Below are 26,115 nucleotides of genomic sequence, written 5' to 3'. Positions count from 1 at the left end.
TCTAAAAAAATGTTCTACCTTTGCACCCGCAATTCGAAAGAAAGCATAAAGGATTGATTCAGTAGCTCAGCAGGTAGAGCACAACACTTTTAATGTTGGGGTCCTGGGTTCGAGCCCCAGCTGGATCACGGAGTAAAAAACCTCTGATAATCATTGATTATCAGAGGTTTTTTTATTAATATACACAGAACATAGATATAAGACTCTACATAAAGCCCAAAACATATCCAATATCGAATCGATGACAAACAGACCTACACCAAACAATCGGCTCATAGAATGATAAACTTCTTTTTCCAGTTATTGTTTCCATCTTTACCTTATATATTATAAAAGCGCGGCAAAGATACAACTTTAAGAAATAGCGGAAATGAACATTTGTTAATAAAAAGATGGCTATTCCGGACAACTGTTTACTGAAAAAATAGCTTATTTTTGCAAAGAATGCAAGATTAGTCAAATGGTTGAATCAGAAATAAATAAAAGATATTGCCAAAGCTGCGGAATGCCGCTCCGCTTCGACGTGGAGGAATATTTAGGCACCAACTCTGACGGTTCGAGGAGTGATGAGTTTTGTTATTACTGCCTGAAGGATGGGAAATACATTGTTGATATATCCATGTGGGAAATGATCGACATCTGGATAAAATATACAGATAAATATAATGAATACGCAGACACGGACTATTCTCCGAAAGAGCTGAGGGAGATACTGGACAAACGCCTTCCCACACTGAACAGATGGCGGCAAAAGCAAGAGACAAGCAGCCTTCATCATAAGATGATTCAGAACATAATAGTGTACATCAACGGTCATCTGACGGAGGTACTGAATACCGACACGCTGAGTTCGATGAGCGGACTGTCCAAATTTCATTTCAGAAGAGTGTTCCGCACCGCTACCGGAGAGAATATCGGCAGTTACATACAGCGTTTGCGCATGGAACACGTTGCACATCTGCTGATCTCTACGGACTATACGCTAAAGCAAATCATAGAGCAAACGAGTTATCAGACTAAATACAGTATCGCCAAAGCTTTTAAGAAACATTTTGGTATATCAACTTCTCAATACAGAGAGAAGCACAGACCGAACGGTGAAAATCCGGCAACAAACATAAAACCGGAGATAAAAGTGATCAGCCCGATAAAGATATTCTGCATCGAAGTGGGTGAAGCGTATAAAAACAAACTAAAATACAGATTACTTTGGAATAAACTACTGCATCATGCCGAACAGTATGAAGCAGACCCACGATATGACAAGTTTATCAGCCTTAGCATGGACGATCCGTCGATTACGCCTACGGAGAAGTGCCGGTTCTATCTAGGCATCACCCTTCGCGATGATACTAAAGCGAGACCGGTACCGGGAATCATGCAAATTCCCGGAGGGCGATATGCCGTGTTCAGACATACGGGGAGCTATTCTTCTTTACACAAAGTGTACAGGAGCATTTATGAGGAATGGTTTCCGAAAAGTAAATACCATCCCCAAAGCACATTCAGCTTTGAGATGTATATGAATCATCCGTCCACCACGGAAACGTCGGAATTACTAACAGAAATATATATACCGGTCATACGGAAATAATCACCATTAAAACAGAATCTATGGCAAAGATATCAGAAATCATGCTTTTACAGCAGCCGGAACAGCCCGCTTTGGCTATTGAAGTACAAACCTACATGAAAGGTATGTCACAGGCTATCGGAGAGAATTTTGTAAGAATAGACTCTTTATTCAAGAAACAGGGAGAAGTAACCACGGATATCCCCTTCGTAGAGTACCCCGACTTCGAAAGCCTGACCGAAGATCGTATAAAAATGATTATCGGACTGAAATCTTCGAAACCTTTACAAGGTGACGAAAAAATACAATCTGTCATCCTCCCCGCCAGAAGAATAGTCGTATGTCTGCACAGAGGAAATTACAATGAACTGGCACAGCTGTACAATGAGATGACCGAATGGATAAAAACAAATGGCTACAAGGCCTCGGGAACATCAATAGAGTATTATTACAGCAATCCGGATGTACCCGAAGAGGAACATGTCACAAGAGTTGAAATGCCTTTACTCTAAAAGCAAGAGAATAGTTGCCGTAAACTCTTACCAAACAATAAGAAGCAGAGAAGCCGTCATACAGTATCACCTTGTCTGATAAAGTACCGGCATTCCCTGCTTCAATAGTTCTTTAGAAATTAGCCTTGCGTTTCTTCACTTCTTCTACGAGTTTCGTAAAGGATTTCTCCTTTTTACGTTTTTCATGTTCGGAAGCGGAGAAGTGCCATGCTTCTCGTCTGAGTTTCAGATAACTCTCATATACCTTATGATCTAACGTACCATTATGTACCGCCTCTAAAACAGCACAACCCGGCTCGTCGATATGTTTACAATCGCTGAAACGGCATGATTCCGCATAGTCGGATATTTCAAACATTTCGGTGAGCGAATCGGGATTGTCAATCGCCAAACCAAATTCCCGAACACCCGGAGTGTCGATTAAAACACCTGAGCCATCCATCAATACCATTTCCCGACGAGTCGAAGTATGCCGCCCCTTCCCTGTAGACAGGCTTATATCAGAAGTATTCAATACCGATTTCCCGCAAAGGGCATTCACCAAAGAACTCTTGCCGACACCCGAAGAGCCGACAAACACAACTGTTTCGCCTTTTGTTATGGATTCCCGCAACCGAAGAATCGTTTGAGGTTGACGAATACTTGTGATAAATACAGGAAACTGACGGGCAATGTGTTTGATCGCTTCATCTATTTTCTGTCTGTCACAACCTAAATCGGCTTTATTGAGCACTAATACCGGTTTGATTTTTTCTTCCATTACCTGGGCAATGAAACGTTCCGCCCTGCGAACATTGAAATTATCATCAAGGCTTTGCACAATAAATGCCTTATCGACGTAAGAAGCAATGGCCTGCCGGTCGGCTACCCTTCCGTTCTTCTTTCGATACAACGCCCGTTCACGGGGCAATATATCAACTATAATCCCTTTGTTTGCATCGAATGGCTGAAAAATCACCCAATCGCCCGTACAAGGATATTCATCAGGCACTCTGCCATAAATCATATTTCCTGTTAACTCGCACAAATATACACCATCCTCTGCAACTACTTCATAACAGGTTTTATGTGTCACGATGATTCGTCCATGAGACATATCTTTATATTGTGAGATTTGTTTTTGCCGGAATAGATTATCACTCCAACCATATAATGACAGATTATTATTTTCGTTACTCATTATTTTAATGTATATAGCATACACGTAAAAGCACAACAATGCTTTCGCTATTGTATGCGGGTATAAAAACTAAAGTTATATAATATAGGAAAATCACTTCCGGAAAGATTATCCGAAAGTATGGAAGTTCGAATCTGTTAAAGTGAACAGATTCTTATCAGACCAAATCCGATGTAATAAATGATGAGTTAAACATCCACTAGTTTTAATGAAACATTATAATTTTAATGCGTCAAAGATATGAGAAATAAATAACAGAGCCAAATGAATGATGAAATATGTGTCAAAAGCCAATGGATACGCGGCCTGACGTTTCCATTTTCCATTCTCTTGATTTTTTGTCGTACTGGTATTCCGCACCGACACTTACTTCCGTATTCTTTTTCACATCGACCGAGATAGAGGCTCCTACCCCTGTATGTGGAAATAACGGATTATAAGCCGGAGGAGGTGTATTTCCCCCCATAAAATATTGTCCCCAGACATTTAACCGGACATTTCTGGCTAAAGAATAATGCATTCTCGTATATATTCCCGCTATATCTTGCCTCGCTATAGGCAAAGCCAAATAGAATTGCCGACTCAAGGTCCCTCCCGCTTCAACGAAAAATCTTTGAGAAGGAATCCAGCGCATTCCGGCATTTACCGCGACATATTGCCCCAATCCCAGATAAGTCTTTTGTTCTGCACTCCCAATAAAGGAAAGCTGTCCATTCATAGAATGCTGACGAAAATTATAAAAATCCGTCAATGTCGGATTACTTTCCAGCAATGCCGGAAAATCGTAAAAATAGGGAGATAAGCCCGATGCAGGACTTGAAGGTGTCAGACCGTATGTCTGCATGGACTTATCACCTGTTGCGAGCTTTTTAACCTCTATATCCGGTAACTTCGGTTCTATGTTTTTTGCTTCGGGCAACTGACGTCCGCTCACTTCCGTGGAGCTATTTTTCTTTTGCACATCTATTTTATTCTCCTTTTCTATAGTTTGAGAAAAGGCAGTAGCAACACAAGCAAAAGACACAAAAACAAAGACAGCAACTGTTCTAATCATAATATTCTCCTTTCTTTTATCAGGGGCTATATTATTAATACAACTATCCGGTTAAAAGCTCAATGATCGGTAACATATTTTTTATTTTAAAGCAGAGATAGATTGATAGACAGCTTTTGCCATTACCTGCGCCCCCTTTTCGTTCGGATGAATACGGTCCGGAAAGAGTTCGGGCATTCCGTCCATAGCAGTATGAAGGTCTATAACAGACAGGTTGTTTTTCTTGGCGAGCTTCTTGATCATCGGAATGATTTCTTTAGAGATAATATCATCGTTGATGCCGTCACCTGTCAGATAAGCTTTGGAAGGATAGCAGAGATAAATCTTCGGCTGCGAAGGAAGAACTTTGAAAGCGTCGATCATGGTCTGCGCATCTTTCATAAAGTCTGCTTTGTATTTCCAGTTAAATGATTTGCTGTCATTTGTACCAAGTTTGATAACGACGATGTTAGGATTGAAAGCCAATGCATTCTTATAAGCAGGTTCGTTCATATAAGGATGATCTCCTTTGTTCAGCATGGTACGGGCGCTCACTCCGAAGTTTTTCACCCAGTAGTTGTCGCCCAGCATACGGGCTAGTACGGAAGGATAGCTGTCGCGGCTGCGATTTCTTATTCCTGCTCCGAACGTAATACTGTTGCCGATGCAAGCCACACGGACGGCATCTTTGCGAGGAGCCTTGAAACTACGCAACCAAGAAGTCAGTTCGTTCTGCATTTCACTCTTGTAAAGGAAATCTTCACGGATTCCCCAACCGTGTCCGCCTGTAGGATAAATATGGAGAACGGAAGGAACACCTTTCTTATTTAAAGCCAGATAATAGTTGACTCCGTTGGCAGGAGGAACTACCTTGTCATCATCGCTATAAACAATGAAAGCACGGGGAGTCTCTTTGGTCACTTGCTTCTCGTTGGAGAATTCTTTTTCCAGATCGGCAGAAGCGTCCTTGCCCAACAGATTGTCATGAGAGCCCATGTGAGTGAAAGATTTGTCCATCGTGATCACCGGATAGAAAAGAATCTGGAAGTTGGGACGAAGTGCTTCAGGCGCATGTGTAGCGATGGTCGAAGCCAGATGGCCTCCGGCAGAAGACCCCATGATACCAATATCATTCGGATTCAGATTCCATACGTCAGCGCTGTCACGTACCATTTTCATGGCTGCTTCGGCGTCGGAGATCGGGAGGGTGCGGTCGCCTTTCGGCATCCGGTATTTGAGAACAATCAATGCAATTCCTTGTTTGTTGAAATACGGCGCCCAGTCATACCCTTCGTGATTGACCGCCAAGCCGGAGTATCCCCCACCCGGACAGGCTACCACAGCACGACCTGTCGCCAGTTCCGGTGCCGGCAGGAAAACACGAAGAGAAGGCTGTTCAATATCAAATGGTTTTGGCGTACTTTGTGCCGAGACTTGCAGACCTGTCAATAGCAGGACCAGCAATACAAAAAGAGAAGAGAATTTCTGTTTCATAGTATCTGTATACTTTGATTAATGAATATTTGATGTGCGAAGATAGTAAATTTATGTATCTTTGCGCCTCCTTTTAAATAGAAAAAATGATATGCAAGGAATTAAGAATCTGACACACGGCCCTATCAACCGCCAACTTTTCAATCTGGCGATGCCTATCATGGCAACGTCGTTTATACAGATGGCATACAGCCTTACAGACATGGCATGGGTAGGACGATTGGGCAGTGAGGCTGTAGCCGCCATCGGTTCGGTAGGAATCCTGACGTGGATGTCCGGTTCTATCTCCTTATTAAATAAGGTAGGGTCCGAAGTCAGCGTAGGCCAATCCATCGGTGCGCAGAATCAGGAAGATGCCCGCCAGTTCGCTTCACACAATATCACGATTGCTCTGATCATTTCGATCTGCTGGGGCGGACTGCTGTTCATGTTCGCAAGCCCCATTATCCGCATCTATGAACTAGAAGAGCACATCACAGCCAATGCCATCGAATACCTGCGGATTATTTCCACCGCATTGCCGTTCATATTCCTGTCCGCTGCCTTCACAGGTATCTATAATGCAGCGGGACGAAGCAAAATTCCATTCTATATCAGTGGGACGGGACTGATTATGAATATCATTCTCGACCCTCTGTTTATCTTCGGCTTCGGGCTGGGAACAAACGGTGCCGCCTACGCTACATGGCTCTCGCAGGCAACGGTTTTCGCCATCTTCATCTACCAGCTGCGTTTCCGCAAAGACGCCCTGCTCGGTGGTTTCCCCTTCTTCTCCCGACTGAAGAAAAAGTACACACGGCGTATTCTGAAACTAGGTCTGCCCGTAGCTACCCTAAACACCCTGTTCGCCTTCGTCAATATGTTCCTCTGCCGTACCGCATCCGAACAGGGCGGACACATCGGACTGATGACTTTCACCACCGGCGGTCAGATAGAAGCCATCACCTGGAATACCTCCCAAGGTTTCTCCACCGCACTTAGCGCCTTTATTGCCCAGAACTTCGCCGCCGGACGAATAGAACGGGTACTGAAAGCCTGGCACACCACCCTATGGATGACGGGAATCTTCGGAACTTTCTGCACGCTGCTGTTTGTCTTTTACGGCAATGAGGTCTTTTCGATCTTTGTCCCCGAACAGGCAGCTTACGAAGCCGGAGGTGTATTTCTGCGTATCGACGGATATTCGCAGCTGTTTATGATGCTCGAAATCACGATGCAGGGAGTGTTCTACGGCATCGGGCGTACCGTGCCTCCCGCCATTGTCAGCATTGTATGCAACTATATGCGCATTCCGCTTGCCATCCTGTTTGTACGGATGGGCATGGGAGTAGAAGGTATCTGGTGGGCAGTATGCGTCACAACGATTGCCAAAGGACTGATTCTCTTGGGATGGTTCACCATGATCAGGAAAAAATGCTTAAATCTGCCTTCCGTGTCAACAAGGTAGTAGTGTCGTTTGTTATTTTACATATACAAAGATCGTCCGGAGTTATTTTAACTTAAAAAGTATGACCTTGGCAAATAATATGTATCTTTGCGTTGTTAATTTATTAAAGTATTATTTTATAAACCTATTTAAAAAACATTGCATTATGAACAAGATGAAATGGATGGTTCTCTTCATGAGTATAACCATGATATTCAGTGGCTGCGCAAGCATGAACAATACGGGCAAAGGTGCCGCAATCGGCGGTGGTTCGGGTGCTGCATTGGGTGCTATCCTCGGCGGTGTTATCGGTAAAGGCAAGGGTGCTGCCATCGGTGCGGCTATCGGTACTGCAGTAGGTGCAGGAACAGGTGCCCTTATCGGAAAGAAGATGGATAAAGCGGCAGCAGAAGCAAAACAAATTGAAGGCGCACAAGTAGAGCAGATAACTGACAACAACGGATTGCAGGCAGTAAAAGTTACATTCGATTCAGGTATTCTTTTCACTACCGGTAATGCAACTCTGAGTGCTGCTGCCAAGTCTGCATTGAGCAAGTTCGCCAACAACGTACTCAACCAGAACAGGGACATGGACGTATCCATCTACGGATATACCGACAATCAGGGCTGGAGAAACAGTACTGCCGAACAAAGCCGTCAGAAAAATCTGAACTTGTCACAGGAACGTGCACAGAGTGTAGCCAGCTACCTGTTAAACTGCGGCGTTTCTTCCAACCAGATTAAAGGTGTGCAGGGAATGGGCGAAAGCGATCCTATCGCCAGCAACGACACAGCTGCCGGAAGAGAACAGAATCGTCGTGTAGAAGTTTACATGTACGCAAGTGAACAGATGATTAAAGATGCACAGGCCGCTTCCAATTAAAAAAATATTGCGTTATGCGCGCAACCTGCTGATTTTCTTCTTTGCATCTACCATTCTGGCTGTGATCGTCTACCGCTTTATGCCGGTGTATGTCACTCCGCTGATGGTCATCCGAAGTGTACAGCAGCTTGCGTCAGGAGATAAACCCACGTGGAAACACACGTGGGTTTCTTTTGATAAAATATCTCCTCACCTGCCGATGGCGGTCATCGCCTCCGAAGACAACCGCTTTGCCGAACACAACGGATTCGACTTCATCGAAATAGAGAAAGCGATGAAGGAAAACGAAAAACGGAAACGGAAGCGCGGAGCAAGTACCATCAGTCAGCAGACAGCCAAGAATGTGTTCCTATGGCCGCAATCGTCTTGGATACGCAAAGGTTTCGAAGTTTATTTCACCTTTCTGATAGAGTTGTTCTGGTCGAAAGAACGGATTATGGAGGTATATCTCAACTCCATCGAAATGGGAAAAGGGATTTATGGCGCACAGGCTGCCGCAAAGTATAAATTCAACACAACAGCTGCCAAGTTGAGCTCAGGACAGTGCGCACTGATTGCCGCTACGCTCCCTAACCCAATACGGTTTAACTCAGCGAAGCCTTCGGCTTACCTATTGAAACGACAAAAACAGATATTGCGATTAATGAATCTGGTTCCTAAGTTTCCGCCTGTAGAGAAAAAGGCGGTCGATAAGAAAGACACCAGGAAGAAGAAAAAGAAATAAAGCAATCCCTTTATCACAGTCTATTTCATCAAGAAACAAGACAAGGATAAAGGGATTACTTTTTTCTGTTATTATTTGAGATACAGACTATGCCGGTTCCTCACACCTCTCGATATACGCCAATGGTTCGCCTTTATCTACCAATGCTCCCTGCTTGGCACATACCTCGATCACACGACCGCTAAAATTCGCCAACACCTTATCATATGTATGCCAAGGAGTAGCAATATAACAAAACACATCGTCCGGACCATATTTATGTCCCACTTCGGGCGGCATAGAAGGCGATTCCACATCGATCTCCCAAATGATCTGCCCTTTCTCCATTGCCGTCACCGGTTCGGCTTTGGCACGTTTCATCCGTTTCACTTCTTCTTCGGAGAATCCCTGTTTTGCCAATGCGGCATCTTTGGCACGCTGCAAATCATCTTCGAAACGTTTCTTGGCAATACCCGATTTATAATCCCGATATTGGCGGTCGTGCATTGCCAGTTCGAAAAGTTCTTCATCATCCTGTCCGAAATCCCAGCTTTTTTCTGTCATTTCCTTACGATACTCGTCCAGTTGATCCGGATAGTTCTTCTGCGGGTCTTCGTCCGTAAATTCGTATCCTTTTTCTTTTGCCAATGCGATAATCTCCGGAGCAAGTGCACCGGGCAAACGACCACTCTTACCTAGAATCATATCCCAGGTATGGTTGTCGATCATCGTCCAACGCTCCTCTCCCTTGATCAGAGACATCACATTCATCAATGCCACATTCTTCACATATTGGCTGAACGGAGTCACTAATGGAGGATAGCCGAGTTTCGGCCACACATATTCCACTTCGTCAAACAGCATCACGAGCAAATCGTCGATGCTCAGTTCCGGTTCGTTCTTACCTCTCAATATCAGATTGATGCCGGAATGCACTCCTTTCAGATCGGCCATCATAGAACCCATCATACCTCCGGGAAGTCCGCATTTCAAGAGCAAAGAAGACATATGCTTGTTGGTAGGGTCCATAAAATAACCCAGAAAATCGTCAATGAACTCCTGTGTCATGGCACGGGCTTTCATGTAGGCTTTCATATTAATCTCCGGTACCTGAAATCCCGCGTCTTTCAGCATAGCCTGCACAGAGATAACGTCCGGATGAACTTTCCCCCACGAAATCGGCTCCATTGCAACATCAATAATATCCGCGCCATTCTCACAAACTTCGAGGATAGAAGCCATCGAAAGTCCCGGTCCGCTATGTCCGTGATACTGGATGATGATTTCGGGATGCCGTTCCTTGATTGCTTTCGTCAGACGTCCCAGCATTTCGGGGCGACCGACACCTGCCATATCTTTCAGACAGATTTCCGGTGCTCCGGCCTCTATCAGACGCTCGGCGATAGCGGTATAATATTCTACGGTATGTACGGGCGAGAACGTAATACATAACGTTGCCTGCGGAATCATCCCCGCTTCAAGGGCATAATGAATGGAAGGAATAATATTTCTGACTTCATTCAAGCCGCAAAAGATACGGGTGATGTCCACTCCCTGCGCATGTTTTACTTTATACATTAACCGGCGCACATCTGCCGGAACGGGATACATTCGAAGACCATTCAGACCACGGTCGAGCATATGAGTTTGTATGCCGGCTTCGTGGAAAGGTTTCGTGAAAGCCCGGACGGCTTTGTTCGGGTTCTCGCCATACAGTAGGTTGACTTGTTCGAACGCGCCTCCGTTGGTTTCTACACGGGAGAAACAACCCATTTCGATAATTAACGGAGCAATTCTTACTAACTGATCGGCACGCGGTTGATACTTGCCGGACGACTGCCACATATCCCGATAAACGAGACTGAATTTGATTTCCTTTTTCATTGCCGTAAATAGATGAGATTTATATTACTTAGGTTAACTAGTTGATACAAATATACTGAGTTCTCTGACATAATAACAAATACAGAGAGAATAAGTTGGGGTATAAAGACATGTTTAATATCATATTGTCACAAAATCAAAGGAGCAAGCGAGTTTTTACCCGTTGCTCCTTACCAGAATTAATTGTTTGACTAATGTGCTATCCCTATTTATACAAAATCTTTCAACTCTTGTTGCAAACGTTGGCGTGTGAAGAATATGCGGCTCTTCACCGTTCCGAGGGGTAGGTCCAGCTTCTCAGCGATCTCACGGTATTTAAAACCGGATACGTGCATTGAAAATGGTACTTTATATTCCTTCGGCAGCGCGTTGACGATGCGGTGCATCTCTTTTAAGTCATAAGCGCCTTCCGTACTTTCAAATCCTGAGTCTTGGGGGAGATTCAAATGATACAGATTGTCGGTCTGATCTACGAATGTCTGGTCACGTACTATTTTACGGTAGTTATTAATAAAGATGTTACGCATGATTGTGTACATCCATCCTTTAAAATTTGTATCGGGAACATATTTTTCCTCGTTATCCAAGGCCTTTAATGATGTTTCTTGCAATAAATCATTTGCTTCTTCACGATTGGCAGTTAATTTATAAGCAAAACGAAGCAACTCTTCCTGAACTCCAATTAAATCTTTTCTGAAACTTAAACTTTTCATACTTTAAGGGTTTTACGGTTAATATTTCGTTTCTTTCTTGACGTTTGCAAGTTTAAAGGTATTTTATGAGTCGAACAGGGGGAAATTCGTCATTTCTTAGGGGGTGAAACTGTCAAATGATAGATTTTAGGTGCTTTTTGATAGTTTTTAGGTGGTTTAGGACGTTTTTTATTCTCTTCTTCTTGCTTGGCAATACAAAATAACTTACTTTTGGGTAGTATTATTAACTTAAAGTAAAGGACATGACTATACTTATTATCGTAGGAATAATCGTACTGTTGGGAATCATTTTTGCTTCCATGTACAACTCATTGGTGAGACTGAGAAATAACCGTGAAAATGCTTTTGCAGACATCGATGTGCAGCTGAAACAGCGCCACGACCTTATTCCACAACTGGTGGATACCGTGAAAGGATATGCCGCACACGAAAAAGATACCCTCGAACGGGTGATTCAGGCACGTAACGGTGCAGTCAGCGCCAAGACAATCGACGAAAAGATAGCAGCAGAGAATCAATTATCTTCCGCTTTATCGGGATTGAAAATCACGTTGGAGGCTTATCCGGACCTGAAAGCAAACCAGAATTTCCTGCAACTGCAAGAAGAAGTATCCGATGTAGAGAATAAATTGGCTGCTGTACGCCGTTACTTTAACTCGGCCACGAAGGAATATAATAATGCGGTTCAGACATTCCCGTCCAATATCATAGCAGGTATGGCAGGTTTCCGCAGAGAAATCATGTTCGACCTGGGTACCAACGAACGTGCGAATCTGGAACAAGCACCGAAGATCAGTTTCTAAAAACGAGCACGTATGCAGTACGTCGGAATCCAAACACAGCAGAGCCGGAACAACCGGCGCTCTGTTCTTCTGTTATTTCTATTTCCCTGCCTGGTAGCAGCATTGCTTTATCTGGCCTGTTATCTGTTGGTCGCCTTTGGGCACGGTGAGAGCATGGAAGTAAGTGTCCTGGAATTGGCTAATCCTCTTTTCATCAATGCCCTCCCCTATACGATGGGTGTCGTATTGATTTGGTTCCTGATAGCTTTCTGGGCGAATACGAGTATCATCAAAGCCGCCACAGGTGCCAAACCTCTCGATCGCAGAGAAAACAAACGTGTCTACAATCTGGTCGAGAACCTCTGCATGGCAAACGGAATGAAGGCTCCGAAAATCAATATCATCAACGACGATTCATTGAACGCTTTTGCCAGCGGTATCAACGACCGCACCTATACGGTCACTCTCTCTCGAAAGGGATTATTCAGAAGTTGAACGACGAAGAACTGGAAGCAGTCATCGCCCACGAACTGACTCACATCCGCAACAGGGATGTGCGCCTGCTGATCGTCTCGATTGTATTTGTCGGAATCTTCTCGATGCTGACGCAAATCACTTTCTATACTATTACGCACACGCGCATACGTAGCAACGGAAAAAACGGTGGAGGAGCTATCCTTATCATACTGATTGCTTTAGTAATAGCGGCTGTCGGTTACTTCTTTGCCAGTCTGATGCGCTTCGCCATTTCACGGAAGCGTGAATATATGGCGGATGCCGGTTCGGCGGAGATGACAAAGAATCCGTTGGCATTGGCAAGTGCCCTGCGCAAAATTTCCGATGATCCGGATATAGAAGCGGTAAAACGTGGGGATGTGGCGCAATTATTCATTCAGAATCCGGGCGACCAGTCGAAAAGTGCCCTCAGCGGGCTTAGCGGACTCTTTGCCACGCATCCCCCTATCGAGAAACGAATCTCCATTCTGGAACAGTTCTAGGGATTTCTGTTTAATTTTCATTAAAGAAAGCAGGGGGACTCCTTATTTTTAGTATATTTGAGTGTTATACATATATACACTAAACTGTAACTGATATGAAAACAAGAAAACAAATCCTTATGCTACTGCTGGTTATGCTAGCAGGAATCCCGACTCTTTCGGCACAGACCAAGAAGGAGAAGAAGGAACAGAAAAAAGAAGCTGTCAAACAGCTGATCGTATCAGAAGACTACAAGATAGACGTCAACACTGCTATGCCCATGCGCGGACGTTCTATACCTCTGACTTCGCAATACTCACTGCAAATCAGAAATGATTCGGTATTCTCTTACCTCCCCTATTACGGACGTGCTTACAGCGTTCCTTACGGCGGAGGAAGCGGGCTGATATTCAACGCTCCCCTCAAAGAATACACGATGGATATGGATAAGAAGGGAAACGCCGTTATCAAATTCTCCGCACGAAGTCCGGAAGACTTCTTTGAGTTCAGGGCGAAAGTGTTCCCCGACGGCACCACCAGCATCGATGTCACGATGCAGAACCGTCAGGCAATCAGCTACCGGGGAGAAGTGGATCTGGACAAGAAATAAAATCTTCAAGAATCGCCGTCAGTCTCTTCACTACCTTTTAATATAGGAAGGCAAATGTGGTATTTCACGGCAAGGATGCGTGTAACAAATACCGCCGATCCGCCAACGAGCTGACAGACATAAGATTCCATCCCTGCGGCATCGCACAGCCAGTAAGCGATGCCGCCTACTACACACGCCATCGCATAGATTTCTTTTCGGAAAATCAAGGGGATCTCATTGATAAAGACATCACGAATCACACCTCCTGCGGCACCTGTGATACTACCCATGATGATGGCTACCCAAAAAGGATAGCCCAAAGCGATACTTTTCCCCACACCGACCACCGTAAACAAAGCCAGTCCGATGGTATCGAATATAAAAAAGGTATTATTCAGACGGATTAGCCAGCGACCGAAGCAAATCACCCAGATCAAGGCAAGTCCCGTACAGATCAAATAGATAGGGTTCGTCATCCATCCGGGCGTCACATCCAGCAGTACATCACGGATGGTACCGCCACCGATAGCGGTAGCAAGACCTACGACATAGGCTCCGAACCAGTCGAAACGCTTTGCTGAAGCCAGCCGGATACCACTAATAGCAAAGGCAAATGTGCCTATAAAATCAAGAATTTGAACGAATGTCGGCATATATTTGTTATTTTGTATGCAAAGTAACGAATAAATTCCGTAAGAAAATGTACTTTTGCTACACGAATTAGATAGAAACAATATGAAAATAACAATTGTTGCCGGGGCACGCCCCAATTTCATGAAAATAGCCCCTATCACACGCGCCATCGAAGCCGCAAGAGGGCTGGGTAAAAGCATCTCCTACCGTTTGGTGTACACAGGCAGACGGGACGATACAAGTCTGGATGCTTCCCTGTTTTCGGATCTCGACATGAAAGCTCCCGATGTCTACCTTGGAGTGGAAAGCAGTAACCCCACCAGTCTGGCAGCCGGAATCATGATCGCCTTCGAACAGGAGCTGACGGAGAATCCGGCACACGTCGTCCTGGTAGTGGATGATCTGACAGCAACCATGAGTTGCGCCATCGTAGCCAAGAAACAAGGAATCAAGGTAGCCCATCTGGTAGCCGGCACACGTTCCTTCGACATGAAGATGCCGAAGGAAGTAAACCGGATGATTACCGACGGAGTATCCGATTATCTGTTTACTGCCGGCATGGTGGCCAACCGAAATCTGAATCAGACAGGCACGGAAAGTGAAAATGTATATTACGTCGGCAACATTTTGGTAGATACCGTCCGCTTCAACCGGAACCGGCTGCTCAAACCGGTATGGTTCTCCGTACTGGGACTTCAGGAGGGTAATTATCTCCTGCTCACCCTCAACCGACGTGTACTGCTCAACAACAAAGAGAACCTGCGGAAGTTGATGCAAACGATGATCGAAAAAGCTGCCGGTATGCCTATCGTAGCGCCCATGCACACTTACGTGCGCAATGCAATCAAAGACCTCGGCATAGAAGCCCCGAACCTTCATATCATGCCTCCGCAGAATTATCTTTTCTTCGGATATCTGATCAATAAAGCCAAAGGAATCATCACGGACTCCGGCAATGTAGCCGAAGAAGCTACGTTCCTCGGCATCCCCTGTATCACGCTCAACACGTATGCCGAACATCCGGAAACGTGGCGCGTGGGAACGAATGAACTGGTCGGCGAAGATCCGGCAGCACTCGCTCAGGCTATGGATACGCTGATGAAAGGTGAATGGAAGAAAGGCGAACTCCCCGAACGCTGGGACGGACGAACAGCCGAACGAATCGTACAAATATTAACAAGTAAATAACCGGAGTGGTTGAGCCGGACTCGATGATCAACGAGCCGGCTTAATAGCCAGACAGAAGTAGTCGACCACCATCAGGTTCGACAAGTGTTTCAGAAAGTTTCACGCCGAGGAAACCAAAGTTTCAAGGCGTAGAAACCAGAGTTTCAAGCAGTGGGAACTAGAGTTTCAAGGCATGAAACTTTTTGTTTCAACCGTTGAAACAGATTTTGGAACTACGGAAAAGAATCGGAGCATGCCGGTTCGCAAGATGTGGCATACGTTGAAAAGGGAAGTATAAAAAGACAAAAACAATCTGCCTCCTTCCATTGTTGAATGATATAAGCTTGTAAATAACAAAAAACGATGGGTAAAAAAAGTTATATACTCTATTTTACTCAGACTTATTTGTTAACTTTGCAGCCCTACTACGAACGTTATGATACAACGATATAACAAAATACTGATACTGCTCTTAGTCGTATTTGCAGTTTCAAATGCTTTTGCGCAGCAAATAAAGGGGGTTGTAACTGATTCAGTCACTCATGAACCACTAATGTATATCTCTGTCTATTATCAAGACAAGAGAGATATGGGTACTGTCACCAATATTGACGGAGAATATAAGCTCGACGCGCGGAGAAACGGAGGAACGCTCGTTTTCTCTTCCATCGGATATGTCACCAAAACCGTTAAAGTAGGCTCCGGAAATCAGACCGTCAATGTCAAACTCTCTCCGGACGATGTAATGCTCACCGAAGTAGTCGTAAAACCACAGAAAGAAAAATACTCCCGCAAGAATAATCCGGCAGTCGAATTCATGAAGAAAGTGATCGAACACAAAAAAGCACAAGTGCTCGAAGTGAACGATTACTACCAGTACGACAAGTACGAGAAAATGAAAATGTCTATCAACGACCTGACTCCGGAGAAACTGGAAAAGGGTATCTACAAGAAATACTCATTCCTCAAAGATCAGGTGGAAGTGTCGGAGACGACCAACAAACTGATTCTCCCTATCTCCGTACAGGAAACGGCCTCACAAACCATTTTCCGGAAAGATCCCGAAAGCAAAAAGACCATTATCAAAGGAAAGAACTCCAATGGTATCGAAGAGTTTTTCTCCACAGGAGACATGCTGGGGACTGTTCTGAAGGATGTTTTTGCCGACATCAACATTTATGATGATGACATCCGGCTGCTCCAACAGCGATTCGTAAGCCCTATCGGCAACAATGCCATCTCGTTCTATAAATACTACCTGATGGACACGCTGATGGTGGACAAGCGCGAATGCGTACATCTGACGTTCGTACCGCAGAACTCACAGGATTTCGGATTTACAGGCCATCTTTATGTGCTGAAAGATTCGACCTATGCCGTTCAGAAGTGTACGATGAACCTGCCTAAAAAGAGTGGCGTCAACTTTGTCAACCGCATGGACATCGTGCAGCAGTACGAGCAGCTTCCCAACGGGAACTGGGTATTGGCGGATGACGACATGACGGTAGACCTTTCATGGAGTTCCAACAAAACCTCAGGAGGGTTACAGGTAGAACGAACGACTAAATACAGCAATTATAAATTTGATCCGATAGAACAGCGGTTGTTCCGTTTGAAAGGTCCTGTGATCAAGGAGGCCGACATGCTTTCGAAGAGTGACGAATACTGGGCGAGTGTACGCCAGGTGCCGTTGACCAGAAAGGAAAGCAATATGGATGTATTCGTCAACCGTCTGGAACAGATTCCGGGATTCAAATATATCATCTTCGGTGCGAAAGCATTGATCGAGAACTTTGTGGAAACAGGCAGCAAAGGCCATAAGAGCAAAGTGGATATCGGTCCTATCAACACCATGATTTCAAGCAACTACATCGACGGAACCCGTTTCCGCCTGAGTGGTATGACTACTGCCCATTTTGACAAGCATTGGTTCCTGAGCGGATACGGAGCTTATGGTCTGAAAGACGAAAAGTGGAAATATAGCGGAACGCTGACTTATTCTTTCAACAAACGAGATTATGTAGTATGGGAGTTTCCCAAACATTTTATATCTGCAACGTACAGTTATGATGTAATGTCGCCGATGGACAAGTTCCTGTTTACGGACAAAGACAACATCTTCCTTTCGATGAAAACGACAACGGTAGACCAGATGTCATATATGCGTGATGCTACCATCAACTACGAACTCGAAACGCTGACGGGATTCGGAGTGAAAGCCATGCTCCGCCATCGAAATGACGAGCCTACCGGAAAACTGGAATATCTGCGGAATGACGCTGCACAAACCCGTGTGCATGACATCACGACTTCCGAAGCGAGTGTGACACTGCGTTATGCTCCGGGAGAATCTTTCGTCAACTCCAAGCAGCGCCGTGTTCCGGTGTCGCTGGACGCTCCTATCTTCACGCTGACTCATGCCATGGGCTTCAAAGGCGTGCTGGGCGGAGAATACAACTTCAACCGCACGGAAGCAAGCATCTGGAAACGTTTCTGGCTTCCCGCTTCGTGGGGAAAGATAGACTGTAGCGTAAAAGCAGGGGCAGAATGGAATGTCGTACCTTTCCCGCTATTGATTCTGCCGGAAGCCAACTTGTCATATATCACTCAACGTGAGACATTTTCCCTGATCAACAATATGGAATTCCTGAACGACCGGTATGCGTCCATGTCACTTTCTTATGACATGAACGGAAAGTTGTTCAACCGCATCCCGCTGATCAAGAATCTGAAATGGAGAGAAATGTTCCGTATCCGCGCATTGTGGGGGACATTGACCGACAAGAACAATCCATTCAAGAGCAGCAACCCCGACCTCTTCCGTTTCCCGACACGCGACGGTAAATTCACCAGTTTCGTGATGGACCCGAAGGTGCCGTATATCGAAGGAAGTATAGGTATCTACAACATTTTCAAGTTGCTGCACGTTGAATATGTACATCGTTTCACCTACCGTGACAATCCGGGTATCAACAAGAACGGTATTCGTTTCATGGTATTAATGGTATTCTAAAACTATGCAACCTTTAGCAGAACGGTTACGACCAAAGACATTGGATGATTATATCGGTCAGAAACATTTAGTTGGACCGGGGGCTATCCTGCGTAAGATGATTGATGCGGGACGTATTTCTTCGTTTATCCTCTGGGGACCTCCCGGAGTGGGAAAAACCACATTGGCACAGATTATCGCCAATAAACTGGAAACTCCGTTTTATACGCTGAGTGCCGTGACTTCAGGTGTCAAAGATGTGCGCGAAGTGATAGAGCGTGCCAAGAGCAACCGCTTTTTCTCGCAATCCAGTCCGATCTTATTTATCGATGAAATCCATCGTTTCAGCAAGTCGCAACAGGATTCTTTGTTGGGAGCTGTGGAAAACGGTACGGTGACGCTGATAGGCGCAACGACCGAGAATCCATCATTCGAAGTGATCCGCCCTCTCCTCTCCCGTTGCCAGCTTTATGTGCTCAAATCTTTGGAAAAGGAAGATTTGCTCGAACTTCTGCAACGTGCCATCACCACCGACACCATACTGAAAGAACGGAAAATCGAACTCAAAGAAACGACAGCCATGCTGCGCTTCTCCGGCGGAGACGCCCGTAAACTGCTCAATATACTTGAACTTGTAGTGGAATCGGACACAGAGGAAACGGTTGTCATTACCGATGACATGGTGACCGAACGTCTGCAACAGAATCCGTTGGCTTACGACAAGGACGGGGAAATGCATTATGACATCATTTCCGCTTTTATCAAGTCTATCCGTGGCAGTGATCCGGACGGGGCTATTTACTGGCTCGCCCGCATGGTAGAAGGTGGTGAAGACCCTGCTTTCATCGCGCGGAGACTCGTTATCTCTGCTACCGAAGATATAGGTCTGGCCAATCCGAATGCATTGTTGCTGGCGAATGCCTGCTTTGAAACTCTGATGAAAATCGGTTGGCCCGAAGGACGTATCCCTTTGGCGGAAACAACAATCTATCTGGCAACGAGTCCCAAAAGCAATTCGGCATACAGTGCCATTAACGACGCATTAGAACTGGTACGTTCCACTGGAAACTTGCCTGTGCCTCTGCACTTGCGCAATGCTCCCACCAAGCTGATGAAACAACTGGGATATGGACAGGAATACAAGTACGCCCACAGCTACGAAGGCAACTTCGTGAAGCAACAATTCTTGCCGGACGAGCTGAAAGAAAAACGAATATGGCAACCTCAGAACAATGCCGCCGAACAGAAGCATGCAGAACGGATGCAGCAGTTATGGGGAGAAAGGTTCAAATAAGTATTAGGTATTAAGTATTAGGTATTAGCCGTAGCCGTGAAAGAAAATTTATTAAAAGAGAAGTCTACCAAATTTGCAATTCGAATAATTAATCTATATAAGTATTTAAGAGATTGCAAGAAAGAAACAATTCTATCAAAACAGATATTACGTAGTGGAACTTCTATCGGTGCTAATATTAGAGAAGCTATTTATGCAGAATCACATCTTGACTTTATACACAAATACTCTATTTCTCAAAAGGAATGTTCTGAAACAGAATATTGGCTATATTTACTTCAGCAAACAGAATATATAAGCGATGAACAATATGAATCTATTAATACTGACTGCCTGGAAATACTTAAATTACTGACAGCAACAATTGTAAAACTAAAGAACAATGGGAACATCCCATAATACTTAATACTTATAACTTAATACTTAAATATAATGAAAATAGTAGTTTTAGACGGCTTTGCCGCCAATCCCGGTGATTTATCATGGGAAGGTTTGAAAGCTCTCGGAGAATGTACCATTTATGACCGTACTGCCCCCGAAGAAGTATTGGAACGCGCAGCCGGAGCTGAAGTGATTCTGACGAATAAAGTAATCATCAACGCCGATCACATGGCTGCCCTGCCCGAACTGAAGTATATCGGTGTGCTTGCTACGGGATACAATGTAGTGGATACGGCAGCAGCCAAAGAACGTGGTATTATTGTAACTAATATCCCTGCATATAGTACAGCTTCCGTTGCACAAATGGTATTTGCGCACATTCTTAATATCTGTCAGCAGGTACAGCATCATTCGGAAGAAGTCCACAAAGGTCGTTGGACCAATAACAAGGATTTCTGTTTTTGGGATACTCCGTTGATAGAGCTACGGGATAAGAAAATCGGTCTTGTCGGATTGGGAAATACAGGATATACTACTGCTCGCGTTGCCATCGGTTTCGGTATGCAGGTATATGCTTTAACTTCAAAGTCTCACTTCCAGTTGCCACCGGAAATCAAGAAGATGGATTTGGATCAGTTGTTCAGCGAATGTGATATTATCAGTCTGCACTGCCCGCTCACTCCGGAAACTCACGAATTGGTGAACGCACGCCGTCTTGCTCTGATGAAGCCGAATGCTATTTTAATTAATACAGGTCGTGGCCCATTGGTTAACGAACAAGATCTTGCAGATGCACTGAACAGTGGCAAGATTTATGCTGCCGGAGTAGATGTACTTTCTTCGGAACCTCCTCATGCCGACAATCCGTTGCTGACTGCAAAGAACTGCTACATTACTCCGCATATCGCGTGGGCAAGCACAGAAGCTCGTGAGCGTCTGATGAATATTGCCATTAGCAATCTACAGGCTTATATCTCCGGAACACCGGAAAATGTAGTGAATAAATAGGATTACCAAGAAAGTAGCTAAGCCTAAGAGAATATGTCGAAGCCCTCATAGATTAAAGATCATCCTCGCTACAACTATCTGTGGCGAGGATGATTTCGTTAAAAGGGGAGTTTGACACATCCTCTTCTTTTAATGTCTATCAAAATTACCTTAATAAGAATGTCCTCCTTCATCCATCTCCTTCTCCGTAATCTTATGGCGGTCGATACTACGCCATGCATAGAATATATAAGCTATCACAAACGGAACAAGAATAGAGACATAAGCCATAGTCTTCAGCGTAAATTCACTCGAACAGCTGTTAGCCAATGTCAGCGAACTTTGCAAGTCCGTATATGAAGGATAATAAGCAGTGTTATTATATCCGGCTACGAGTAACAAAGCCAAGACTGTCAGCACTGTACCTATCCCTGCAAACCAGATTCCTTTGTCGAAAGTCTTTTTCAGAACTGTCTTACCGATTCCAAAAAGTACCAATACTACACCTATCAGGAAGATGATCAGAACTACCGGCATTTCTATAAAGTTGATAAAGTACTTATAAGGCTGCATATAAACCTCCAATGTATCCGGATTGACAGCAAAACCGTCAGAAACCAATGTACGGATTACAAATGCCAAAAAGAATACAAGGAAGAAAATAGTATTATTCAATACTGCACGACGACATTTATCGGTCAGTTCCTTATCCGCTATACTATTAATGAAATAGAGCGAACCCAACACACGCGCCAAAAAGAATACAGCCAGTCCGAGAATAACATTCCAGATATTAGTCAACGCGTCCAGTCCGTGCCATCCATTTCCCCAATGACTGATAACCGGCATAATCGTATCCGTCATATTCGCCTTATTGATATAGAAATCAGAACCGGTGAAGAAAGTAGCGACTGCTCCACCCAGCAACAGAGGTCCTACTACCCCATTAATTACCAAGAAAGTCTGATAGGTCTTTTTACCCAGCAAATTCCCTGCCTTGCTCTGGAACTCGTAACTCACAGCCTGCAACACAAAACTGAAAAGAATAATCATCCAAAGCCAGTAAGCCCCACCGAAACTGGTACTGTAAAACAACGGGAACGAAGCAAAGAAAGCACCTCCGAACGTTACCAGCGTAGTAAACGTAAACTCCCACTTACGTCCGGTAGAGTTCACCATCATCTTACGATGTTCCTCCGTCTTACCCAAACAGAACAATAAAGAATTTCCTCCCTGCACAAATAATAAAAATACAAGTATGGCCCCCAGCAAGGAAACGACCAGCCACCAATATTGTTGTAGAAATATATACATAATATGTAAGTATTAAGTTTTAAGTATTAAGTATTAGCTCAAGTAATAAGCAATGTATAGTATCAAGTAATAAGTAATAGATAATAAGTAACAACGTCAACCATGATGACAAATCAGCCTGCAGCTACGATTAATACTTATTACTTAATACCTATTACCTATTACTTATCTCTTCTTCCGGTCCTTTCTTAATCGCCTTCACCATAATCCCTATCTCCGCAATCAGCATTACGGTAAACAAGATCAGGAAGATAAAGAAAGTAGCCTGAACGGAGCCTACATCCAATTTAGAGATAGCCGCCGATGTAGGAAGCATATCGCGGATAGCCCAAGGCTGACGACCGCATTCGGCAACCACCCATCCTGCCTGTCCGGCAATGTAAGCCAAAGGAATGGTCAGCAGAGCGATCCAATGCATCCAGCGCATCTTACTCAAATCTTTCTTATATATAAAGAAGAGCACAACGATGAAGAAAAGGATAAAATATCCGCCCAGGATAACCATTATACGGAAAGCGTAGAAGTTCAGAGGAACATTCGGAACCAGCTGATTCACATCTTTAATATATCCGTATCCGAAGTATGGCATATTCTCCTGCAAAACCTGATAGGCAACAGCGGCATCTTCCTCGTGCCCGGCGCTCTTCGCTGCACGATAAGCAGCCAGCGCTCCGATAGCGGTCTTACCCCGCTCTATCTTTTCGGCTGCCGACAAAGCAGTCGTACCGTCTTTCAGCTGATAGCCGCCTTCGATAATATTGGTAATTCCGGGGACATACCCGTCCACATCCCGCTCGGCAAGGAACGAAAGCATACTGGGTATCTCAATCCGGAACAGGAAAGGGTCTTTCCCATCATTGTAAGTCTTCTTTTCGGGGTTCAGCATTCCTATTCCCACCAGACCTACATTGGTTCCTCCTTCATAAAGTCCCTCTACAGCCGCCAGTTTCATCGGTTGGGTCTGTGCAATCTGATAGCCGGAACCATCGCCCGTCCATACAGCCAGCAGTGAAGAGACAAGCCCGAAGATAGCACCGATCTTTATGCTTGCAAGCGCAAACTCGCGATTACGTTTCTTCAGCAGAAACCAACAACTGATTCCTACAACGAACACGCCACCAAGTACCCATCCGGACAATACCGTATGAAAGAACTTGTTGACCGCTACAGGCGAAGTTGCCACCGCCCAGAAATCAACCATCTCATTACGCACTGTATCGGGATTGAACTCCATACCTACCGGATGCTGCATCCATGCGTTTGCTACGAGAATCCACCAAGCGGAGATCGTAGCCCCCAGACCAGTCAGCCAGGTAGAAGCAAGGTGGAAGCGTTTGCTCACCTTATCCCATCCGAAGAACATGACAGCGATAAACGTGGCTTCCATAAAGAACGCCAGAATACCTTCAATAGCAAGCGGTGCACCGAAAATATCACCTACAAACCAAGAATAATTACTCCAGTTCGTACCAAACTCAAACTCCAGGATCAATCCTGTCGCTACACCAATGGCGAAGTTGATACCGAAAAGTTTCATCCAGAACTTGGCTGTCCGCTTCCAAAATTCATTGCCTGTTTTATAATACAACGTCTCCATTATTCCCATCACCACAGCCAGTCCGAGGGTGAGCGGAACGAAAATCCAGTGGTACATGGCTGTCATCGCAAATTGGGCTCTCGACCAATCGATCAGCGAGGTGTCAATACTTTCAATCATAATCTTATGTAGTTTAAGAGTTAAAAATCAGTGGTTTTCTCCGGAAGTGCACGCTGTATCAGCTCATTTCCCACATACGTACCCTTGTCGGCATCTGTAGGATGATCGCCGAGAAAGTCGGGAAAGAAGAAAATTTTGAGGATGAAGAACATAATGAATAATTTCACTAAGATAATAAGCCACAAAGTACGACCTAACGTCATACTACGGAAACCCTCCAAATAAAAGTTCCATATTGCAAGCAGTGTATTCTTCATAAGCTGACCTTAGAATTTGTAATGAGTACAAATATACAATTTTTATAATTAAAACAAACAAGTATGGCAAAATGTTGCATGATTTGTATGGTTTTTCTCAAAAAACCTGCCTATCGACAGAAAAAAAACATTTAACGGCGAAAAAGCGCCATCTGTCTATCGCTTTTGCAGCTAATATAATATGTACGTACCTTCGTTCCAGTAAATCAATAGACATATAAAAATATGATAAATGTAAGAAGATTGACAGTGATAGTATTTCTTGGAGCGGGTCTGCTGCCCGGTATATCCGCCCAGGAATCTTCTGTGCAGACAGCCGCCCAGAGCGAGATGAATCTCCCCGCCCAATGGGATTTACAGTCGTGCATCGACTATGCGTTGCAACAGAACATTACGATTCGCAAAAACCGGGTGAATGCGGAAAGTACACAGATCGATGTGAAGACAGCCAAAGCTACCCTGTTCCCCAGTCTGTCGTTCTCTACGAGCCAGAACATGGTGAACCGTCCGTATCAGGAATCAAGCAAAACGATCAGCGGAAGCGAGGTGATCGAGACAACCAGCAAGACCAGTTACAATGGCAATTACGGTCTGAATGCTTCGTGGACCATTTATAATGGTAGCAAGCGACTGAACACCATCAAACAGGAGAAGCTGAACAATCAGGCAGCCAATCTGGATGTAGAAACGTCCGAGAATAGTATTCAGGAATCTATTGCTCAGATTTACATTCAGATTCTTTATGCAGCGGAGTCCGTCAAGGTCAATGAAAACACGCTGCAAGTTTCCATTGCGCAGCGCGACCGCGGACAGGAACTTCTGAATGCCGGAAGCATTGCCAAAAGTGATCTGGCACAACTGGAAGCTCAGGTCAGCACCGACCGTTATCAATTAGTAACAGCGCAAGCCACTCTGCAGGACTACAAATTACAACTGAAACAACTGCTCGAATTGGATGGGGAAAATGAAATGAACGTCTATCTCCCCGCCCTGTCCGACGAAAACGTACTTTTACCATTGCCCACCAAGAAAGATGTGTATATGAGCGCGCTCACCCTCCGTCCGGAAATCGAGGCGAGCAAACTGAGCGTAGAGGCTTCGGAACTGGGTATCGATATCGCCAAAGCGGGATATCTCCCCACCATCAGTCTGAGCGCAGGTATCGGAACGAACCACACCAGCGGCAGTGACTTCACCTTCGGAGAACAGGTAAAGAACGGATGGAACAACTCCATCGGTGTTTCCGTCAGCGTTCCTATCTTCAATAACCGTCAGACCAAGAGTGCCGTGCAGAAAGCGAAGTTACAGCGCGAAACGAGTCTGCTGTCGCTGCTCGACGAACAGAAAACGCTGTATAAGACCATCGAAGGACTTTGGCTGGATGCGAACAGTGCACAGCAACGTTATGCGGCAGCGAACGAGAAGCTGAGAAGTACACAGATCAGCTACGACCTGATCAGCGAACAGTTCAATCTGGGCATGAAGAATACAGTAGAGCTGCTGACGGAAAAGAACAACTTGCTGCAAGCACAGCAAGAGCAGCTTCAAGCCAAATACATGGCGATACTGAACACTCAGTTGCTGAAGTTCTATCAGGGAGACAAACTGGCATTATAAGCC

General features: G+C 44.8%; 22 protein-coding genes, 1 tRNA gene and 1 pseudogene. 15 read left to right on the top strand and 9 right to left on the bottom strand.

Going from position 1 to position 26,115, the window contains the following annotated elements; translation table 11 throughout:
* Positions 1-55: 55 nt before the first annotated feature.
* The 3 genes from KTR07_RS12290 to KTR07_RS12280 all read left to right on the top strand — a co-directional run bounded on the left by KTR07_RS12290 (position 56) and on the right by KTR07_RS12280 (position 2,085).
* A tRNA-Lys gene (locus KTR07_RS12290) sits at positions 56-128 on the top strand.
* Positions 129-460: 332 nt separating this feature from the next.
* A complete protein-coding gene (locus KTR07_RS12285; RefSeq protein WP_008765901.1) occupies positions 461-1,594 on the top strand; it encodes a GyrI-like domain-containing protein in 1,134 nt (377 codons plus the stop codon).
* 20 nt (positions 1,595-1,614) lie between these two features.
* Positions 1,615-2,085: a GyrI-like domain-containing protein gene (locus KTR07_RS12280; RefSeq protein WP_011107647.1), complete on the top strand. Its 471-nt coding sequence runs from the start codon at positions 1,615-1,617 to the stop codon at positions 2,083-2,085.
* Between the two features lie 112 nt (positions 2,086-2,197).
* Here KTR07_RS12280 and rsgA read toward each other — a convergent pair whose 3' ends face one another.
* From rsgA to KTR07_RS12265, 3 genes are all read right to left on the bottom strand, one after another.
* The gene (gene rsgA, locus KTR07_RS12275) at positions 2,198-3,265 is read right to left on the bottom strand and encodes a ribosome small subunit-dependent GTPase A (protein ID WP_011107648.1); all 1,068 of its coding nucleotides are present in this window, start codon (positions 3,263-3,265) and stop codon (positions 2,198-2,200) included.
* Between the two features lie 283 nt (positions 3,266-3,548).
* Positions 3,549-4,319, bottom strand: coding sequence for a hypothetical protein (locus KTR07_RS12270; protein WP_048694320.1), 771 nt, complete (start codon positions 4,317-4,319; stop codon positions 3,549-3,551).
* An 81-nt stretch (positions 4,320-4,400) separates the two neighbouring features.
* On the bottom strand, positions 4,401-5,792 hold the full coding sequence (locus KTR07_RS12265; RefSeq protein ID WP_117981556.1) for a GDSL-type esterase/lipase family protein: 1,392 nt from the start codon (positions 5,790-5,792) through the stop codon (positions 4,401-4,403).
* Between the two features lie 91 nt (positions 5,793-5,883).
* On the opposite strand from KTR07_RS12265, the gene KTR07_RS12260 reads away from it, so the two are divergent.
* The 3 genes from KTR07_RS12260 (at position 5,884) to mtgA (ending at position 8,825) form a co-directional block, all read left to right on the top strand.
* Positions 5,884-7,239 carry an MATE family efflux transporter gene (locus KTR07_RS12260; protein ID WP_008763445.1) on the top strand — a complete coding sequence of 452 codons (1,356 nt, stop codon included), beginning with the start codon at positions 5,884-5,886 and terminating at the stop codon, positions 7,237-7,239.
* A 145-nt stretch (positions 7,240-7,384) separates the two neighbouring features.
* Complete coding sequence (locus tag KTR07_RS12255) at positions 7,385-8,101, top strand: OmpA family protein (RefSeq protein WP_008765906.1); 717 nt, start codon at positions 7,385-7,387, stop codon at positions 8,099-8,101.
* On the top strand, positions 8,079-8,825 hold the full coding sequence (gene mtgA, locus KTR07_RS12250; protein WP_008763443.1) for a monofunctional biosynthetic peptidoglycan transglycosylase: 747 nt from the start codon (positions 8,079-8,081) through the stop codon (positions 8,823-8,825). Before KTR07_RS12255 ends, mtgA begins: the two co-directional genes overlap by 23 nt.
* A gap of 87 nt (positions 8,826-8,912) precedes the next feature.
* Here the strand turns inward: mtgA and KTR07_RS12245 are convergent, their stop codons facing one another.
* Both KTR07_RS12245 and KTR07_RS12240 read right to left on the bottom strand, forming a co-directional pair.
* Positions 8,913-10,688, bottom strand: coding sequence for an oxaloacetate decarboxylase (locus tag KTR07_RS12245; RefSeq protein ID WP_072067049.1), 1,776 nt, complete (start codon positions 10,686-10,688; stop codon positions 8,913-8,915).
* 209 nt (positions 10,689-10,897) lie between these two features.
* Complete coding sequence (locus KTR07_RS12240; protein WP_008763441.1) at positions 10,898-11,401, bottom strand: RNA polymerase sigma factor; 504 nt, start codon at positions 11,399-11,401, stop codon at positions 10,898-10,900.
* Between the two features lie 242 nt (positions 11,402-11,643).
* Between KTR07_RS12240 and KTR07_RS12235 the strand changes: the two genes are divergently transcribed.
* From KTR07_RS12235 to KTR07_RS12225, 3 genes and pseudogenes are all read left to right on the top strand, one after another.
* Positions 11,644-12,204, top strand: coding sequence for a LemA family protein (locus KTR07_RS12235; protein WP_008763440.1), 561 nt, complete (start codon positions 11,644-11,646; stop codon positions 12,202-12,204).
* Between the two features lie 12 nt (positions 12,205-12,216).
* Positions 12,217-13,181, top strand: a pseudogene (locus KTR07_RS12230) (M48 family metallopeptidase).
* A gap of 95 nt (positions 13,182-13,276) precedes the next feature.
* Complete coding sequence (locus tag KTR07_RS12225) at positions 13,277-13,771, top strand: DUF4251 domain-containing protein (protein WP_117981555.1); 495 nt, start codon at positions 13,277-13,279, stop codon at positions 13,769-13,771.
* A 5-nt stretch (positions 13,772-13,776) separates the two neighbouring features.
* Here the strand turns inward: KTR07_RS12225 and KTR07_RS12220 are convergent, their stop codons facing one another.
* Positions 13,777-14,406, bottom strand: coding sequence for a trimeric intracellular cation channel family protein (locus KTR07_RS12220; protein WP_008765911.1), 630 nt, complete (start codon positions 14,404-14,406; stop codon positions 13,777-13,779).
* An 82-nt stretch (positions 14,407-14,488) separates the two neighbouring features.
* Between KTR07_RS12220 and wecB the strand changes: the two genes are divergently transcribed.
* From wecB to KTR07_RS12195, 5 genes are all read left to right on the top strand, one after another.
* Entirely contained in the window at positions 14,489-15,574 is a 1,086-nt protein-coding gene (gene wecB / locus KTR07_RS12215; RefSeq protein WP_016267769.1) for a non-hydrolyzing UDP-N-acetylglucosamine 2-epimerase, read from the top strand.
* A 415-nt stretch (positions 15,575-15,989) separates the two neighbouring features.
* Positions 15,990-18,566, top strand: a complete 2,577-nt coding sequence (locus tag KTR07_RS12210; RefSeq protein WP_011107653.1) for a DUF5686 and carboxypeptidase-like regulatory domain-containing protein — start codon at positions 15,990-15,992, stop codon at positions 18,564-18,566.
* A gap of 4 nt (positions 18,567-18,570) precedes the next feature.
* Complete coding sequence (locus KTR07_RS12205; protein ID WP_117981554.1) at positions 18,571-19,839, top strand: replication-associated recombination protein A; 1,269 nt, start codon at positions 18,571-18,573, stop codon at positions 19,837-19,839.
* A 36-nt stretch (positions 19,840-19,875) separates the two neighbouring features.
* Positions 19,876-20,238, top strand: a complete 363-nt coding sequence (locus KTR07_RS12200; RefSeq protein WP_011107654.1) for a four helix bundle protein — start codon at positions 19,876-19,878, stop codon at positions 20,236-20,238.
* 33 nt (positions 20,239-20,271) lie between these two features.
* Positions 20,272-21,228: a D-2-hydroxyacid dehydrogenase gene (locus tag KTR07_RS12195; protein ID WP_117981553.1), complete on the top strand. Its 957-nt coding sequence runs from the start codon at positions 20,272-20,274 to the stop codon at positions 21,226-21,228.
* A gap of 150 nt (positions 21,229-21,378) precedes the next feature.
* On the opposite strand, the gene KTR07_RS12190 is transcribed toward KTR07_RS12195, so the two are convergent.
* From KTR07_RS12190 to KTR07_RS12180, 3 genes are all read right to left on the bottom strand, one after another.
* The gene (locus KTR07_RS12190; protein ID WP_008763431.1) at positions 21,379-22,521 is read right to left on the bottom strand and encodes a cytochrome d ubiquinol oxidase subunit II; all 1,143 of its coding nucleotides are present in this window, start codon (positions 22,519-22,521) and stop codon (positions 21,379-21,381) included.
* A gap of 154 nt (positions 22,522-22,675) precedes the next feature.
* Entirely contained in the window at positions 22,676-24,238 is a 1,563-nt protein-coding gene (locus KTR07_RS12185) for a cytochrome ubiquinol oxidase subunit I (RefSeq protein ID WP_008763430.1), read from the bottom strand.
* Positions 24,239-24,258: 20 nt separating this feature from the next.
* On the bottom strand, positions 24,259-24,495 hold the full coding sequence (locus KTR07_RS12180; RefSeq protein ID WP_008763429.1) for a DUF4492 domain-containing protein: 237 nt from the start codon (positions 24,493-24,495) through the stop codon (positions 24,259-24,261).
* Positions 24,496-24,720: 225 nt separating this feature from the next.
* Here KTR07_RS12180 and KTR07_RS12175 point away from each other — a divergent pair, with 225 nt between their 5' ends.
* Positions 24,721-26,112 (top strand): TolC family protein, encoded by a 1,392-nt coding sequence (locus KTR07_RS12175; RefSeq protein ID WP_055228864.1) that lies wholly within the window; start codon positions 24,721-24,723, stop codon positions 26,110-26,112.
* The last annotated feature ends 3 nt before the right edge of the window (positions 26,113-26,115 follow it).

The organism is Bacteroides sp. MSK.20.82 (assembly GCF_019052485.1).
Taxonomy (GTDB): Bacteria; Bacteroidota; Bacteroidia; order Bacteroidales; family Bacteroidaceae; genus Bacteroides; species Bacteroides thetaiotaomicron.
Note: the sequence above shows the minus strand (reverse complement) of the source record. Positions and strands in the feature narration are given on the sequence as shown.